The sequence below is a fragment of the Acidovorax sp. CF316 genome (genome assembly GCF_000276605.1).
Taxonomy (GTDB): Bacteria; Pseudomonadota; Gammaproteobacteria; order Burkholderiales; family Burkholderiaceae_C; genus Acidovorax.
In genome coordinates, this window is record NZ_AKJX01000168.1 from 1 (window position 1) to 15,090 (window position 15,090).

A 15,090-nucleotide genomic window follows, 5' to 3' on the forward strand; every position below is an offset into this window, starting at 1 on the left:
GTGCCGTCGGCGCGCAGCACCAGGGCGTGGTCGTAGCCCATGGAGATGGCCGGCTGCACCGCGTGCGCCGAGGTCATCGCAAAAGCACTGCACAGTGCGGCAGCACCCAGGGCTGCGGCCGTGCGGAAAGTCTTGTTCTTCATCAGGTACTTCATCGGTTCTCTCAGTAATTCGGTCAGTCGTAAATCAAACAGGTAAACACCTGGAACCCATGGAGGGCTCCATGAACCAGCGGTGTCCGCCGTGCCGCCATCTGTGTGTGATGCATGGCTGCGAACCGCTTGGCCGCGAGTCTGACGGCGGCCGGCTTTGCAAACAATGGTGTGCAGCGCAGGCCGGCGGGCAGGGCGTGAACTTGTGCACGAAGCCGGCACGCAAAAGTGCACGGCCGTGCTGCTACCGGGCCGCCAGGGCCTTTCGCGGATACTTGGGGCATGGCAGCCGAACACGACCAACTCACCACATTGCAAGCCGCCCTGGCGCGTTTCAGCGAGGGCGCAGCCAGTGCCGCGTCCTTGAGCACGCTGGCGCGCGGACAGGCCGACCTGCTCGCGGCCCTGCCGCCGCGCTACAGCGAAGTCCTGCTGAACCTGCTGGACCGGCTCGAATCGAGCGCGCTGTTCTCCGAGGAGAGCTGCTCATTCAGCCAGAAGGACCTGGTGGCCAACCTGCAGATGTGGGTGGACAAGGCGCGCGGCACGCTGGACGCGCGCTGAACGCAGTGCGGGCTACTTTGCCGAACTTGTCAGCCTGCACAGCTGCAGCGCCAGGCGCTGCAGGGCCTGCCAGCCATCGGTAGGCCAGTCGGGCACCTTCAGGCCCTTGACGATGCCGTCCACCGTGTGGGCCGACTGCAGCAGGCGCGCCAGCGCCGCGTCGCTGGCCTTGGGCAGGATGCGCTCGAACAGGCGCTCCTTGGGCCCCCAGATGCGGTTCTCGCGCAGGGCCATGGGCAGCGGGCGCCCGGCGTTCATCGCGTCCTTCACGCGCTTCAGGGCGCGGATGTCCTCGGCCAGCGCCCAGTGCACCAGCACCTCGGCCTCGCCCTCGGCCTGCAGGCCGTCGAGCATGCGTTGCACGCGCGCAGTGTGGCCGCCCAGCACCGACTCGGACAGCTTGAACACGTCGTAGCGCGCCACATTGAGCACGGCCGCTTCGACCTGGGCCTGGGTCAGTTCGCCCGGTGGGTGCAGCAGCGCGAGCTTCTGGATCTCCTGGTGGGCGGCGAGCAGGTTGCCCTCCACGCGGTCGGCAAAGAACTGCAGCGTGCGCTGGCCCTCCTCGCCCGCCACCACGCGCTGGCCCTGGGTGGCCAGACGCTGGGCGATCCACTGCGGCAGCATGCCGCGCTCGATGGGGTCGATCTGGATCGAGGTGCCGTTGCCCTCCAGCGCGGCGAACCAGGCGCCCGTGCGCGTGGCCTTGTCCAGGCGCGGCAGAATCACCAGGGTCAGGGTGCTGTCGTTGCCCCGGGCGGCCTCGGCGATCTGCTGCAGCGCCACGCTGCCATCCTTGCCCGGCTTGCCCGACGGGATGCGGATCTCCACGATCTGCTTGTCGGCAAACAGGCTCAGCGAGCCCCCTGCGGCCAGCACGGCACTCCAGTCGAAGTGGGCGCCCGCTACCGTGTACGAGCTGCGCTCGGTATAGCCCTGGCTGCGCGCCGTGGCGCGGATGGCGTCGGCCGCCTCCTGCTGCAAAAGCGCTTCATCGCCATGCAGCACATACAGCGGCGACAGGCCCTTTTGGAGGTGGGGGGAGAGTTGGGCCAGGGCGACTTGCATGGTGCAAAGTCTAAACGCGTGGCACGCTCCCCTGCGACCTCCCGGCACGGTGCAGAAAGCCTGCGCCGTACCAAATGCCAACAAGGTCGTACAAATTGATCAATCTTTGGCAAGAATTGCACAGGCTTTTGGCTTTCCATTGCCCGCGCGCCGACCCACAATAACGCCCTGCATGGCCGTGGCGCTACCCGCGTTGCAGCAGCAGCCCATTCCCCCTCACAAAGGCACCCACGCATGACCATCCTCCCTGCAACGCACCCTGCCGCCAGTCTGATCGGCGCCCCCACCGACATCGGTGCCGGAGCCCGCGGCGCGTCCATGGGCCCGGAGGCCTTGCGCGTGGCGGGCTTGCAGGCGGCGCTGGAGCGCCATGGCCTGCAGGTGGCAGACCGCGGCAACCTGAACGGCCCGGCCAATCCCTGGCTGCCGCCGGTGGACGGCTACCGCCACCTGCCCGAAGTGGTGCAGTGGAACCAGCTGGTGTTCGATGCCGTGCATGCCGAGCTGCAGCAGGGCCGCCTGCCCATCCTGCTTGGCGGCGACCACTGCCTGGGCCTGGGCAGCATCAGCGCGGTGGCACGCCATTGCGCCGAGACGGGCAAGACGCTGCGCGTGCTCTGGCTCGACGCCCATGCCGACTTCAATACCAGCGCCCTCACGCCCAGCGGCAACGTGCATGGCATGCCCGTGGCCTGCCTGTGCGGGCTGGGACCCATCGAACTCACGGGCCTGGCCGGCATGCCCGATGGCGGCCCGACCCTGCGGCCGCAGCAGGTGCGCCAGATCGGCATCCGCAGCGTGGATGCGGGCGAGAAGCGCCTGGTGCACGAGCAGGGGCTGGAGGTGTTCGACATGCGCGCCATCGACGAGATCGGCATGCGCCAGGCCATGCAGCAGGCCCTGGCCGGCATGGACGAGAACACCCACCTGCACGTGAGCTTCGACGTGGACTTCCTGGACCCGGGCATTGCCCCCGGCGTGGGCACCACCGTGCCCGGCGGCCCGACCTACCGCGAGGCCCAGCTGTGCATGGAGATGATCGCCGACAGCGGCCGCCTGGCCTCGCTGGACATCATGGAACTGAACCCGGCCCTGGACGTGCGCAACCAGACGGCCGAGGTGGCCGTGGACCTGGTGGAATCACTCTTCGGAAAAAGCACCCTGATGCGGGTGCCCCCGCTGAAGTAGCCTCAGCGCTTCACGACCGCCAGGCGGCGCAGCAATTGCTGCACGATGTCGGTCTGCATGTTGCGGTACAGCAGGGCCTCTTCGGCCTCCTTGGCCAGGGCGATGGTTTCGTTGTAGCTGATGTCGCGCTGCTGCAGCAGCTCGGTCTCGGGCAGGAGTTCTGCGCCATTGGCACCGCGCACCCGGAACTTCACGCGCAGCCGCAGCTGCAGTTCGCGCACCTGGCCCGAGGCGTTCTGCCCCACGACCACGCGCTCGCGCTGCTCGGACAGCAGCTCCAGCCCGACCTGGGCCTTGGGCAGGTCCGCCATATCGCGCAGCACCGTGAGCTTGCTGCCCGAGCCGTCCAGCGTGCGCTGCAGCTCGCGCGCCAGCGTGGAGCTGGGGGGCGCGGCGATGAACAGCACGTCGAACGAGAACTCGGGCACGCCACGCAGGCGAAAACCGCAGGCGGTGAGCAATGCGGCAGGTGCCGCCATGAGCAAGGTGCGCTTGGTCAGCATGCTCACACCACCACGTTCACCAGGCGCCCGGGCACCACGATCACGCGCTTGGGCGCAGCCCCTGCGGCCTGGGCGATGAAGGCTTCGCTGGCCAGCGCAACGCGCTCGATCTCGGCCTTGTCGGCCTGGGCCGACACGAGGATGGAGCCGCGCAACTTGCCGTTGACCTGCAGCATGAGCTCGATCTCGTCCTGCACCAGGGCACCGGCGTCCACCTGGGGCCAGGGCGCGTCGAGCAGCTCGCCCAGGGCACCGGCATAGCCCAGCGTGGCCCACAGCGCGTGGGCGATGTGGGGCGTGGCGGGGTACAGGCTGCGCAGCAGGATGCCGAAGCCCTCGATGAGCGCCACCTGGGCGCCTGCCGAGTCGGTGGCCTTGAAGTCTTCGAGCGCGTTGATCATCTTCATCGCGCCCGAGACCACCGTGTTGTACTGCATGCGCTGGTAGTCGTAGTCCACCTGCTTGAGCACGGTATGGAGCTCCAGGCGCAGGGCCTTGGCCTCCTTGCCGAACTGCACGTCGGCCAGGCTCGTGGCGCCGGCCACGCTGGCCAGCGCCGCGTCCCGGTCGATGGCTGCGAGCTTGAAGCCGAAGTTCCACACCCGGCGCAGGAAGCGGTAGCTGCCTTCCACGGCCGCATCGTTCCACTCCAGCGTGGCTTCGGGCGGGGCCGTGAACATGGTGTACAGGCGGGCGGTGTCGGCACCGTACCTGGCGATCAGGTCCTGCGGATCGACACCGTTGCGCTCGGTCTTGCCCATCTTGCCCACGCCGCCATACTCCAGCAGCAGGCCCTGCGCGAACTGGCCTTCGGCCTCGTTCAGCTTGCCGCCGATGATGCGGCCTTGGGCATCCAGCACGGGGGTCACGCCCTCGGGCGGGAAGTAGCTCTTGCCGCCCTTCTCGTCGCGCGTGAAGTAGATGTGGTTGAGCACCATGCCCTGTGTGAGCAGGTGGGCGAACGGTTCGTCCACCGTCACCAGCCCCAGGTCGCGCATGACCTTGGTCCAGAAACGTGCGTACAGCAGGTGCAGGATGGCGTGCTCGATGCCGCCGATGTACTGGTCCATGCCGGCACCACCGGTCGCGGCCTTCTGGTCGCGCATCCAGTAGGCCGTGCCGTCGGCCACCATGGCGTCGTCGTTCTTCGGGTCGCAGTAGCGCATGAAGTACCAGGAGCTGTCCACGAAGGTGTCCATGGTGTCGGTCTCACGGCGCGCGGCCTTGCCGCAGACGGGGCAGACCACGCCGGCGTGAAAGCCCTCGTGCTTGTGCAGCGGGTTGCCCGAGCCATCGGGTACGCAGTCGGTGGGCAGCACCACCGGCAGGTCCTTTTCCGGCACGGGCACGGCGCCATGCTCCTCGCAGTGGATGATGGGGATGGGCGTTCCCCAGTAGCGCTGGCGCGAAACGCCCCAGTCGCGCAGGCGCCAGGTGGTCTTGGTCTCGCCCAGGCCCTTGGCCTGCAGCGCGTGGGCCACGGCGGCCACGGCCTCCTTGTAGCCCATGCCGCTGAAGCTGTCGGAGTTGATGGTCACGCCGCGCTGCTTGTCACCGTACCAGTCGTTCCACTGGTGGTAGTTGAAGTGCTCGCCGTCCACCAGCACCACCTGCTTGATTTCCAGGTCGTACTTCAGGGCGAAGGCAAAGTCGCGCTCGTCGTGCGCGGGCACGCCCATCACGGCGCCGTCGCCATAGCCCATGAGCACGTAGTTGCCCACCCACACCGGGATCTGCTCTTCGGTGATGGGGTGCGTCACGAACAGGCCCGTGGGCTGGCCCTTCTTTTCCTGCGTGGCCAGCTCGGCCTCGGTGGTGCCGCCGCTCTTGCATTCCTCGATGAAGGCCGCCAGCGCCGGGTTGCTGCGCGCGGCATGCGCCGCCAGTGGGTGCTCGGGCGCCACGGCGCAGAAGGTCACGCCCATGATGGTGTCGGCGCGCGTGGTGAAGACGTACATGCGGCCGTCGCCGATCAGCGCGCCGTCATCGCCCTGGATGTCGTGCAGGAAGGCAAAGCGCACGCCTTCGCTCTTGCCGATCCAGTTCTCCTGCATGAGCTTGACGCGCTCGGGCCAGCCGGGCAGCTTGTCGCCGGTCACGAAGTCCAGCAGTTCTTCGGCGTAGTCGGTGATCTTCAGGTAGTAGCCGGGAATCTCGCGCTTTTCCACCGTGGCGCCGGTGCGCCAGCCCTTGCCGTCGATGACCTGCTCGTTGGCCAGCACGGTCTGGTCCACCGGGTCCCAGTTCACGACCTGGGTCTTGCGGTAGGCAATGCCCTTGTCCAGCATCTTCAGGAACAGCCACTGGTTCCAGTGGTAGTACTCGGGATCGCAGGTGGCGACTTCGCGCGACCAGTCGATGGCCAGGCCCATGGCCTGCATCTGCGTCTTCATGTACGCGATGTTCTCGTACGTCCACTTCGCAGGCGGCACGCCGTTCTTGAGCGCCGCGTTCTCGGCCGGCAGGCCGAAGGCGTCCCAGCCCATGGGCATGAGCACGTTGTGGCCGTTCATGCGCAGGTAGCGCGTGAGCATGTCGTTGATGGTGTAGTTGCGCACATGGCCCATGTGCAGCTTGCCGCTGGGGTAGGGCAGCATCGAGCAGGCGTAGAACTTCTTCTTGTTCGCGTCTTCGACCACGCGGTAGGCATCGCGGGCGGTCCAGTGGTCTTGCGCGGCGCGCTCAACCTCTTGGGGAGAGTATTTGTCTTGCATGGAGGCTCGGGTCAGGATGGTGCAGCCACAGGACTGCGCTGCGCGGATTTTAGGCTGTCGGGCGAACCGCCGCGGGAGCGGGCCCGGCAGCCCGGGTTTCAGGGCTTTTTCGGGGCTTGGGCGGCGGTCTGCGGATCGGCCACGAAACCGATGCGCTGCAGGCCCGCGGCATGGGCTGCGCCCATGATCTCGACGATGCGACCATAGGGCACGGCGGCGTCCGCGCGCAGCTGCACTTCGGTGTCGGGCGCGGTGGCGCCGATGCGCTGCAGGCGCTCGGCCAGTGCGGCCTGTGCCAGCGGCTGGTCGTCGAGGAAGGCCTGGCCCGTGCGGTCCACCACCAGCGTGAGGGCCCTGGCCGGCGCCCCGGAGGCGGTGCCCTCGGCGCGCGGCAGGTCCAGGCGGATGGCGCTGGCCATGAGCGGCGCAGTGAGGATGAAGATCACCACCAGCACCAGCATCACGTCGACCAGCGGCGTCATGTTGATGTCGCTCATGGGCTGGGAACCCGGCGTACGTTCCAGCCTGCCGAAGCTCATTCGGCCACCCTGCCCACGGGCACGGCGGCCGCGTGCGCCATATCGGTGCGCAGTTCACGCAAATCCCGGGCGAACCCCTCCAGGTCGGCCTCGATGCGCCCGATGAGCCGGCCGCAGACGTTGTAGGCCAGCACGGCCGGGATGGCCACGGCCAGTCCGGCGGCGGTCATGACCAGGGCCTCGCCCACGGGGCCGGCCACGCGGTCGATGGTGATCTGCCCGGCCCCCGCCATGGCCGACAGCGCATGGTAGATGCCCCAGACGGTGCCCAGCAGGCCCACGAACGGCGCCGTGGAGCCCACGGTGGCCAGCAGCACCTGGCCGAACTGCAGGCGGCCCAGCACCGCGTGCAAGGCGTCACGCAGCACGCGCGTGAGCCGCTGCGACAGGCTGCCCATGGAAGCCAGGACAGCGGGGGAGGCCTGGTCGGCCACGGTGTTGACGGCCTGCACCATGGGCAGCACCAGGGCCAGCCGGTCAAAGCCCTGCAGGCGCAGCGCGGCCTCCGGCAGCGACGGGGCCTGCCAGACGGCGGCCACGCAGCGCGCCACGTCGGCACTGGCACGGCGCAGCAGGCGCAGCTTCCAGACGATCACCACCCAGCTGGCAACGGACATGCCCAGCAGCAGCAGGGCCGTGCCCTGTGTCACCGCGTCGCCCTGGCGCCACCAGTGGAATGCGTCCATGCGCGTGTACGGCCTTGGTTTCTTACTTCAGGTTCAGCACGTCGAACATGTCGTGCAGACCGGTTTGGTGGGCGGCCAGGTAGCGCACGGCGCGCAGGCTGCCCTGGGCGTAGGTGGTGCGGCTGCTGGACTTGTGCGTGATCTCGATGCGCTCGCCGATGCCCGCGAACAGTACGGTGTGGTCGCCCACGATGTCGCCGCCGCGGATGGCCGCAAAGCCGATGCTGGACGGATCGCGCTCGCCCGTGATGCCTTCGCGGGCGTAGACGGCGCATTCCTTGAGGTCGCGGCCCATGGCCTCGGCGATGACCTCGCCCATCTTGAGCGCGGTGCCCGAGGGCGCATCCACCTTGTGGCGGTGGTGGGCCTCGATGATCTCGATGTCATAGCCGGTGGCCATGGCCTTGGCGGCCATCTCCAGCAGCTTGAGCGTGACGTTGACGCCCACGCTCATGTTGGGCGCCATGACCACGGCCGTGCGCTGCGCCAGGGCGGCGATCTCGGCCTTCTGCTCGTCGGAAAAGCCGGTGGTGCCGATGACCATCTTCACGCCCAGCTCGGCGCACACCGCCAGGTGGGCCAGCGTGCCCTCGGGGCGCGTGAAGTCGATCAGGACGTCGGCGTTCTGCAGGCCGGCCTTGATGTCCGAGGTGATGGCCACGCCGCTGGCATGGCCGAGGAAGGCGGTGGCATCCGAGCCGATGCCGGGGCTGGCGGCCACGTCCAGTGCGCCGGCGAGCACGCAGTCGTCGGTGGCGCGCAGGGCCTCGATGAGCATGCGGCCCATGCGGCCCGATGCGCCGGCAACGGCCACGCGCACGGGGGTGGAGGTTGTCGATGTGTTCCCTGCCATGTGATTCCTGGGTTCGCTAATGGATGACAATGAAAAAAGCCCCCATGGGGGGCCGCCCGGTCAGCGCCCGGGCGCTTCGAGGGGCGGGTAGCGGGCAGGTACGAGCTCCTGCGGGGCGGCATCGGCGGCCTTCTCGGCAGGGGTCTCGGCCTTGCGTGCGGGGTAGCGCGCCAGCTGGTCCTGCGTGGCCTCCAGCACGGGCACCTTGCCCTTGCCGGTGCGGCCGCCGTCCAGCGAGGCGACGAATTCAGCCTCGGAGGGCATTTCGTCGCCTTCCGAACGCGCCAGCACGTCGCCCTCGAAGAACACCGTGAGCTTGCGGGTCTGCAGCTCGGCCGAGGGCTTCTTCAGGGTGAAGACGTATTCCCAGCGGTTGGAGTGGAACAGGCTGGTCACCAGGGGGGTGCCCAGGATTTCACGCACCTGCTGGCGGCTCTGGCCGGGCTTCAAGGCCTCGACCTGCTCGCGCGAGACGAAATTGCCCTGCACGATGTCGATCTTGTACGGCGTGACCACGGTGGCCAGGCGGCGGCTGGCGCCGTCCAGGCTGCCGCACCCCGCCAGGGTGCCGACGACGGCACCCACCAACAGGATCCAGCCCAGGCGGGCATTGATACGGGCTTTGACTGGCATGGGGGAAAGAGCTGAGGATATGATCAAACCATTGTAGCGGCAGCCTCTCTCCCCTTCCCGGGCCACCGGCAACCAGGACCAATCCATGACCAATATCGACGAACTCAAAAGCACCGGCCTCAAGGCAACCCTGCCCCGCCTGAAGATCATGGAGATCTTCCAGAAGGGCACGCAGCGCCACATGACGGCCGAAGACGTGTTCCGCGTGCTGCTCGAGGAGCGCTCGGACATCGGCCTGGCCACCGTGTACCGCGTGCTCACGCAGTTCGAGCAGGCGGGCATCCTGATCCGCAGCAACTTCGAGAGCGGCAAGGCCGTGTACGAACTCAACGAGGGCTCGCACCACGACCACTTCGTCTGCACGTCCTGCGGCAAGGTCGAGGAGTTCTATGACCCCGAGATCGAAAAGCGCCAGCAACTCGTGGCCAAGTCCAAGGGCTGGCTGGTGCAGGACCACACCATGGCGCTCTACGGCCAGTGCGCCGATTGCGCGAAGAAATGACTCCCCCTGAGTCGCCTGCGGCGCCTTCCCCCCAGGGGGGGACGCTCCCAGCGCGGCGGGGCGGCCCTTGCGCGGGAGCACTGGTATGGCCGCGCCAGTTTCGGCGGCCTGACTGAGCGCCGCTAGCCGCCGGTGTCGCGCTCCATGGCGCGGCGGTGGCGTTCGACGAATTCCTGGTAGGTGTCGATGCCGCGCAGCTGCAGGATGGTGTTGCGCACGGCGGCTTCGACCAGCACGGCGATGTTGCGGCCGGCCACCACCTGGATCACCACCTTGAGCACGGGCACACCCAGCACGTCCTGGGTAAGCGGCTCATAGGGCAGGCGCTCGTAGTCGCGCTCCAGCGTTTCCTTGCGCACCAGGTGCACGATGAGCTTCAGGCGCATCTTGCGGCGCACGGCCGTCTCGCCAAAGATGGCGCGGATGTCCAAGAGGCCGATGCCGCGCACTTCCAGCAGGTTCTGCAGCAGCTCGGGGCACTTGCCCTCGATGGTGGTCTGGTTGATGCGGAACAGGTCCACCGCGTCGTCGGCCACCAGGCCGTTGCCGCGCGAGATCAGCTCCAGGCCGAGTTCGCTCTTGCCCAGGCCCGATTCGCCGGTGATCATCACGCCCAAGCCCAGGATGTCCATGAACACGCCGTGCATGGTCGTGCGGTCGGCGAAGTGCTTGGACAGGTAGGCCCGCAGCACGTCGATCACGAAGGCCGAGGACTCGTGCGTGGAGAACATCGGGATCTGCGCGCGCTCGCACATCGACACCAGCGCATCGGGCGCGGTCTGGTTGTCGGCCAGCACCAGCACCGGCGGCTCCAGCGTCACGATGCGGGCGATGCGGCGCTTGCAGTCGTCGGGGGAGGCATTGCTCAGGTAGGCGATCTCGCGCTCGCCCAGGATCTGCACCCGGTAGGGATGGATGTAGTTGAGGTAGCCGACCAGGTCGGCGCCCGAGCGGGCGGAGCGTACCGCCACTTCGTCGAAGCGGCGCTCGGAGGCACCGAGGCCCGCAACCCACTCCCATTTCAGGGCGCTGCGGAATTCCTCGAACAGGACGTCGGCGCTGACAACATTGGGTTTCACGGCAAGGATGCGGGGGAATGCGCGGTGCCGCGCAGGTCAGGCGGCCTGGGTGGACTGCCAGCCGGCGATCATGCCGTGCAGCTCGGCCGCATCGGTGCTGGCCTTGAGCTTTTCGCGCAGCACCGAGTCGCTCAGCAGCTCGGCGATCTCCGAGAGGATCTCCAGGTGCTTCTGGGTCGCGGCCTCGGGCACCAGCAGGAAGATCAGCAGCGCCACCGGCATTTCGTCCGGGGCGTCGAAACCGATGGGGTGGGCCAGCTGGAACACCGCCGCCATGGGCGCCTTGAGGCCCTTGATGCGGCCATGCGGGATGGCCACGCCATGGCCCAGGCCCGTCGAGCCCAGGCGCTCGCGCGCGAAGAGACTGTCGGTGATCAGGGCACGCGAGAGCCCGTGCTGGCTCTCGAACAGCAGACCCGCCTCTTCAAAAGCACGCTTCTTGCTGGTGGAGTCCACGCTCACAAGCACTTGGGCGGGAGGCAGGATGGAGGCGAGTCGGTTCATGGTCAGAGGTAACAATTATGCACATATTGGCAAAAACCCTGAGCAATTTACAAGGGGCCACAAAAAAACCGCCTCCAGGGGCGGTTGCTGTGGCCCGCAATGCAACGCTCAGGCGTGCATTTCGCGCTTGGCAGCTTCGTGGTGGTGGTCCTGCAGGCGGTCCTTGTGGCGCACCACCTGGCGGTCCATTTTGTCGACCAGCTCATCCACCGCAGCATACAGGTCGGAATGGGAGCTCTCGGCAAACAGGTCGTTGCCCTTCACATGGATATTGCATTCCGCTCGCTGGCGCTTTTCCTTTTCCTTTTGCTTCTCTACTGTCAGCAGCACCTTGACGTCTACTACTTGGTCGAAATGGCGATTGATCCGGTCCAGCTTGGTTGTCACATAACTGCGCAGTGCTGGGGTAACTTCGAGGTGGTGACCGCTGATCGTCAAGTTCATAAATAAGTCTCCTGTGGCTCTCGGTGGAACAAATGCCGCCCTGGATCAGAGGGCCGGCCCGGCGAACTTGGATGCATCCATTGACGGGTTCACTATGCCCCTGCTGTCATCGAAATGCAATCCCATACCGCCCCTGCCCAATGGGTTATGCCCGGCGAGGTGCCAGCGGCCCGAAAAGGGCGCACAATGGCTGAGTTGGCAGGGGCAGCCCGCCCCACAGGAGCCACGCCTCAGGCCTTGCCTGCAGGCCCCGGCGCTGCGCCATGCAGCACCAGCCGCCCCACCACCACGATGGACAGCACGCTGGCAACGGTGCCCACCACCGCAGCCATCCAGTAGCCCTGTACCAGCCCCTGGGCATCGCGGCTGATCAGCACGCCCCCCACCAGCGAAGCCACGCCCATGGCCGCGGACTGCACCGAGGCATTGAGCGTCATGAACGTGCCGCGCAGCTGCGGGTTGGCGGCCGAGGTGATGATGGCCATGCCGGGGATCATGCGCCCGCTCATGAAGGCGAACATCAGCGTGGACACCGTGAGCACCACCCACAGCGGCACCCCATGCACCGTGGTGATGCCGAGCAGGCACGGCCCCACCGCCAGGGCCAGCCAGCGGAAAGTGCGGACCTTGCCGCGCGCATCCGTCAGGCGCCCGAACAGGCGCGCCGTGAACAGGGTGACCACGCCGCCGCACAGGTAGATCAGCGGCACCTGGTCGGTGCGCACGCCGGCATTGGCCTGCATGTAGATGGTGATGTACGGGATCACCGTGAAGCCGGTGAACATCAGCAGGCCCGAGAACACGAAGGCCCGGCGGTGGTTGGCGTCCCTGAGCACCTCGGCGATGCCGCCCAGGGCCGTGCGCTGCTGGCCTGCCGCCAGGTGGGCATCCATGGTGGGCAGGGTGCGCGCGGCAAACACCAGCAGCAACAGGCACATCGCGGCAATCGCGAAGAACGGCATGTGCCAGCCCCCGTACTCGGCGAACACCAGCCCCAGCGGCACCCCGGCCACCGTGGACACCGAGAACGAGGTCATCACGATGCCCATGGCCCGCCCGCGCCGCTCGAAGGGAACCACATCGGCCACGACGGTCTGGCACAGGGCCGAGAGCACGCCGCCGAACATGCCGGCCAGCACGCGCGCCACCATCAGCGTGGCGTAGGTGGGCGCCAGGCCGCAGGCCAGCGTGGCCAGGCCGAACAGCGCATACAGCGCCAGCAGCAGGCGCTTGCGGCCGAAGCGGTCGATGTAGGTCGAGGCCAGCAGCCCCGAGACACCGGCCGACAGCGTGTACGCCGACACCAGCAGGCCGAACTGGGCATCGCTGATGGCGAAGATGCGCGTGAGCTGCGGGCCCAGCGGCATCATGATCATGAAATCCAGGATGTGCGTGAACTGCACGCCCGCCAGGGTCAGGAGCAGCCACAGTTCGCGGCGGGGAGAAAGGGGATGGGACGTGGGCACAAGGGATTGCCGGCAAGGGCATGGTGAAAGCGAGCCCGGCAGTGTGCCGTCCCTCGAAGGGCCCCACAAGCCCCTGCCGACCGGAGCATCGGCCCCGGCGCGTAAAATCGGCTTGCTGTACAGAGAACGTGGCCGCGCGGGTGCGCGCCCTCCCCTTCCCCAGGCCTGACCGCAGCGGACATCGACTGCCCCACACCGACACCATGACCCAGCCCAGCTCCAACGCCCTGCACACCTCCGCCCTGACCTCGCTGCCCCTGCTGGCGCGCGGCAAGGTGCGCGACAACTACGCCGTGGGCGACGACCGCATCCTGATGGTGGCCAGCGACCGCCTTTCGGCCTTCGACGTGATCATGGGCGAGCCCATCCCCGGCAAGGGCGAGCTGCTCACGCAGATGGCGCTGTTCTGGTTCGACAAGCTCGGCCACATCTGCCCCAACCACCTGACGGGCGACGCCCCCGAGAGCGTGGTCACCCCGGCCGAGGCCCCGCAGATCCGCGGCCGCTCGATGCTGGTGCAGCGCCTGCAACCCATCCCGGTCGAGGCCGTGGTGCGCGGCTACCTGGCCGGCAGCGGCTGGAAGGAGTACCAGGAGTCGCGCTCGGTCTGCGGCGTGCCCCTGCCCGAAGGCCTGACCAATGCAGCCAAGCTGCCAGCGCCCATCTACACCCCGGCCGCCAAGGCCGCAGCCGGCGAGCACGACGAGAACATCACCTTCGAGCGCACGGTGGAGATGATCGGCCTGCCGCTGGCCACGCAGATCCGCGACCTGAGCATCGCCATCTACCAGGCCGCGGCGGAGATCGCGCTGACCAAGGGCATGATCATTGCCGACACGAAATTCGAGTTCGGTCTGGCACCCGATGGCACCCTGGTGCTGATGGACGAGGTGCTCACGCCCGACAGCTCGCGCTACTGGCCTGTGGAAGGCTATGAAGCGGCGCTCGCCGCCGGCCAGAACCCGCCAAGCTACGACAAGCAGTTCGTGCGCGACTGGCTGGAGCAGGCCCAGGTCAACGGCAAGCCCTGGGACAAGACCCCACCCTCTCCGCGCCTGCCGCGCGAGGTGATCGAAAAGACCGCGGCCAAGTACCGCGAGGCGCTGGAACGGTTGGTCGGCTGACACCCGTCCCGGTTCCTGCAACAAAAAAGGCTCCCTGGGGAGCCTTTTTGCATGGTGCCGGTCAGCTGAGCACGACGCTCGACAGGCGGCGGCGGTACGTGGCCACCACCGGGTCGTCCGGCGGGATCTGGCCGTCGGCCACCTTGGCCTTGGGCTGCTCGATGATCTCCAGGATGGCGACGTAGGTCTTGCGCGCCACTTCTTCGCCCCAGGCCTTGTCGCGCATCAGGATCTCGAGCAGTTCGTCCATGGCGTCGGTCCAGCGCTGCTCGGTGATGAGCCAGCGCGCATGGGCCAGGCGGGCGTCGAAGTCGCGCTTGCTGACCGCGATCCTGGCCTCGAACGCGGACGTGTCGCCCGCGCCTTCGGTGGTGGCCACGGTGTCGATGGCGTCCATCCAGACCTTGAGCGCGGCGATCTTGCGCGAATTGGGGGCCTTGGCGATCACCGGGGCGAACGCCACCTTGGCATCGTCATCGCGGCCCAGCTGCAGCAGCAGCTTGACGTAGTCGAAGCGCGCGTCGTCATTGCCCGGGTCGGTGGCCACGGCATGCTGCAGCTTCTCCAGCGCGGTGCCGGTGTCGCCTTCTGCCAGGGCCTCCAGGGCTTCTTCTTCCTGCTCCTCGGCTTCCAGGACCTCGGCCGTGGGCACATGCTTGTCGAGGAATTCGCGCACCTGGCCCTCGGGCAGGGCGCCCATGAAGCCGTCCACGGGCTGGCCGTTCATGAGCAGCACGCAGGTCGGAATGCTGCGGATGCCGAACATGCCGGCCAACTGCTGCTCCTGGTCGGAGTCGATCTTGGCGAGCTTGAAGCGGCCGTCGTACTCGGTTTCCAGCTTCTCCAGCACCGGACCGAGGGACTTGCAGGGGCCGCACCAGGGCGCCCAGAAATCCACCAGCACGGGCACTTCCATCGAGGCGGCAATCACCTCGGCTTCAAAATTTTCTACGGTGACGTCAATCATGGTCGGGGGCCCAGGGCCGGTGAAGCAAGTTGGCGCTATTTTGGCGCATTGAAACAACCCCGTCGCGGGGGGGCCATCGCAAATCGTAAAATCGGGGGTTCCAC

Annotated in this window: 16 protein-coding genes; 4 read left to right on the forward strand and 12 right to left on the reverse strand. The window is 67.5% G+C overall.

Annotated features, from left to right (window positions below; genetic code table 11):
- Positions 1–434: 434 nt before the first annotated feature.
- Positions 435–716, forward strand: a complete 282-nt coding sequence (locus PMI14_RS21645) for a hypothetical protein (protein ID WP_007857523.1) — start codon at positions 435–437, stop codon at positions 714–716.
- A 12-nt stretch (positions 717–728) separates the two neighbouring features.
- Here the strand turns inward: PMI14_RS21645 and holA are convergent, their stop codons facing one another.
- Positions 729–1,784: a DNA polymerase III subunit delta gene (holA, locus tag PMI14_RS21650; RefSeq protein WP_007857524.1), complete on the reverse strand. Its 1,056-nt coding sequence runs from the start codon at positions 1,782–1,784 to the stop codon at positions 729–731.
- A 234-nt stretch (positions 1,785–2,018) separates the two neighbouring features.
- On the opposite strand from holA, the gene rocF reads away from it, so the two are divergent.
- Positions 2,019–2,972 carry an arginase gene (gene rocF, locus PMI14_RS21655; protein WP_007857525.1) on the forward strand — a complete coding sequence of 318 codons (954 nt, stop codon included), beginning with the start codon at positions 2,019–2,021 and terminating at the stop codon, positions 2,970–2,972.
- Positions 2,973–2,974: 2 nt separating this feature from the next.
- Here the strand turns inward: rocF and lptE are convergent, their stop codons facing one another.
- From lptE to PMI14_RS21685, 6 genes are all read right to left on the reverse strand, one after another.
- Positions 2,975–3,475, reverse strand: coding sequence for an LPS assembly lipoprotein LptE (lptE, locus tag PMI14_RS21660; protein ID WP_007857526.1), 501 nt, complete (start codon positions 3,473–3,475; stop codon positions 2,975–2,977).
- Positions 3,476–3,477: 2 nt separating this feature from the next.
- Positions 3,478–6,189 (reverse strand): leucine--tRNA ligase, encoded by a 2,712-nt coding sequence (gene leuS / locus PMI14_RS21665; RefSeq protein ID WP_007857527.1) that lies wholly within the window; start codon positions 6,187–6,189, stop codon positions 3,478–3,480.
- A 98-nt stretch (positions 6,190–6,287) separates the two neighbouring features.
- Entirely contained in the window at positions 6,288–6,728 is a 441-nt protein-coding gene (locus PMI14_RS21670; protein ID WP_007857528.1) for a biopolymer transporter ExbD, read from the reverse strand.
- Complete coding sequence (locus tag PMI14_RS21675; protein ID WP_007857529.1) at positions 6,725–7,414, reverse strand: MotA/TolQ/ExbB proton channel family protein; 690 nt, start codon at positions 7,412–7,414, stop codon at positions 6,725–6,727. Before PMI14_RS21675 ends, PMI14_RS21670 begins: the two co-directional genes overlap by 4 nt.
- 22 nt (positions 7,415–7,436) lie before the next feature.
- Positions 7,437–8,267: a 4-hydroxy-tetrahydrodipicolinate reductase gene (dapB, locus tag PMI14_RS21680; protein WP_007857530.1), complete on the reverse strand. Its 831-nt coding sequence runs from the start codon at positions 8,265–8,267 to the stop codon at positions 7,437–7,439.
- A gap of 60 nt (positions 8,268–8,327) precedes the next feature.
- A complete protein-coding gene (locus tag PMI14_RS21685) occupies positions 8,328–8,900 on the reverse strand; it encodes an outer membrane protein assembly factor BamE (protein WP_007857531.1) in 573 nt (190 codons plus the stop codon).
- Positions 8,901–8,985: 85 nt separating this feature from the next.
- On the opposite strand from PMI14_RS21685, the gene fur reads away from it, so the two are divergent.
- Positions 8,986–9,402: a ferric iron uptake transcriptional regulator gene (gene fur, locus PMI14_RS21690; protein ID WP_007857532.1), complete on the forward strand. Its 417-nt coding sequence runs from the start codon at positions 8,986–8,988 to the stop codon at positions 9,400–9,402.
- Positions 9,403–9,524: 122 nt separating this feature from the next.
- Here the strand turns inward: fur and hprK are convergent, their stop codons facing one another.
- From hprK to PMI14_RS21710, 4 genes are all read right to left on the reverse strand, one after another.
- Complete coding sequence (hprK, locus tag PMI14_RS21695; RefSeq protein ID WP_007857533.1) at positions 9,525–10,481, reverse strand: HPr(Ser) kinase/phosphatase; 957 nt, start codon at positions 10,479–10,481, stop codon at positions 9,525–9,527.
- 36 nt (positions 10,482–10,517) lie between these two features.
- Positions 10,518–10,985 (reverse strand): PTS sugar transporter subunit IIA, encoded by a 468-nt coding sequence (locus PMI14_RS21700; RefSeq protein WP_007857534.1) that lies wholly within the window; start codon positions 10,983–10,985, stop codon positions 10,518–10,520.
- 108 nt (positions 10,986–11,093) lie between these two features.
- The gene (gene hpf, locus PMI14_RS21705; protein ID WP_007857535.1) at positions 11,094–11,429 is read right to left on the reverse strand and encodes a ribosome hibernation-promoting factor, HPF/YfiA family; all 336 of its coding nucleotides are present in this window, start codon (positions 11,427–11,429) and stop codon (positions 11,094–11,096) included.
- 230 nt (positions 11,430–11,659) lie between these two features.
- Positions 11,660–12,895, reverse strand: coding sequence for an MFS transporter (locus PMI14_RS21710; RefSeq protein ID WP_007857536.1), 1,236 nt, complete (start codon positions 12,893–12,895; stop codon positions 11,660–11,662).
- Between the two features lie 203 nt (positions 12,896–13,098).
- Between PMI14_RS21710 and PMI14_RS21715 the strand changes: the two genes are divergently transcribed.
- Entirely contained in the window at positions 13,099–14,019 is a 921-nt protein-coding gene (locus PMI14_RS21715; RefSeq protein ID WP_007857537.1) for a phosphoribosylaminoimidazolesuccinocarboxamide synthase, read from the forward strand.
- 61 nt (positions 14,020–14,080) lie between these two features.
- Here the strand turns inward: PMI14_RS21715 and trxA are convergent, their stop codons facing one another.
- Entirely contained in the window at positions 14,081–14,986 is a 906-nt protein-coding gene (gene trxA, locus PMI14_RS21720; protein WP_007857538.1) for a thioredoxin, read from the reverse strand.
- Positions 14,987–15,090 lie beyond the last annotated feature (104 nt).

What these genes read in the sequence shown, in the direction of transcription:
- PMI14_RS21645 (WP_007857523.1), top strand. Translation starts at nt 435, where the DNA reads ATGGCAGCCGAACACGACCAACTCACCACATTGCAAGCCGCCCTGGCG.
- holA (WP_007857524.1), bottom strand. Translation starts at nt 1,784, where the DNA reads ATGCAAGTCGCCCTGGCCCAACTCTCCCCCCACCTCCAAAAGGGCCTG.
- rocF (WP_007857525.1), top strand. Translation starts at nt 2,019, where the DNA reads ATGACCATCCTCCCTGCAACGCACCCTGCCGCCAGTCTGATCGGCGCC.
- lptE (WP_007857526.1), bottom strand. Translation starts at nt 3,475, where the DNA reads ATGCTGACCAAGCGCACCTTGCTCATGGCGGCACCTGCCGCATTGCTC.
- leuS (WP_007857527.1), bottom strand. Translation starts at nt 6,189, where the DNA reads ATGCAAGACAAATACTCTCCCCAAGAGGTTGAGCGCGCCGCGCAAGAC.
- PMI14_RS21670 (WP_007857528.1), bottom strand. Translation starts at nt 6,728, where the DNA reads ATGAGCTTCGGCAGGCTGGAACGTACGCCGGGTTCCCAGCCCATGAGC.
- PMI14_RS21675 (WP_007857529.1), bottom strand. Translation starts at nt 7,414, where the DNA reads ATGGACGCATTCCACTGGTGGCGCCAGGGCGACGCGGTGACACAGGGC.
- dapB (WP_007857530.1), bottom strand. Translation starts at nt 8,267, where the DNA reads ATGGCAGGGAACACATCGACAACCTCCACCCCCGTGCGCGTGGCCGTT.
- PMI14_RS21685 (WP_007857531.1), bottom strand. Translation starts at nt 8,900, where the DNA reads ATGCCAGTCAAAGCCCGTATCAATGCCCGCCTGGGCTGGATCCTGTTG.
- fur (WP_007857532.1), top strand. Translation starts at nt 8,986, where the DNA reads ATGACCAATATCGACGAACTCAAAAGCACCGGCCTCAAGGCAACCCTG.
- PMI14_RS21700 (WP_007857534.1), bottom strand. Translation starts at nt 10,985, where the DNA reads ATGAACCGACTCGCCTCCATCCTGCCTCCCGCCCAAGTGCTTGTGAGC.
- hpf (WP_007857535.1), bottom strand. Translation starts at nt 11,429, where the DNA reads ATGAACTTGACGATCAGCGGTCACCACCTCGAAGTTACCCCAGCACTG.
- PMI14_RS21715 (WP_007857537.1), top strand. Translation starts at nt 13,099, where the DNA reads ATGACCCAGCCCAGCTCCAACGCCCTGCACACCTCCGCCCTGACCTCG.
- trxA (WP_007857538.1), bottom strand. Translation starts at nt 14,986, where the DNA reads ATGATTGACGTCACCGTAGAAAATTTTGAAGCCGAGGTGATTGCCGCC.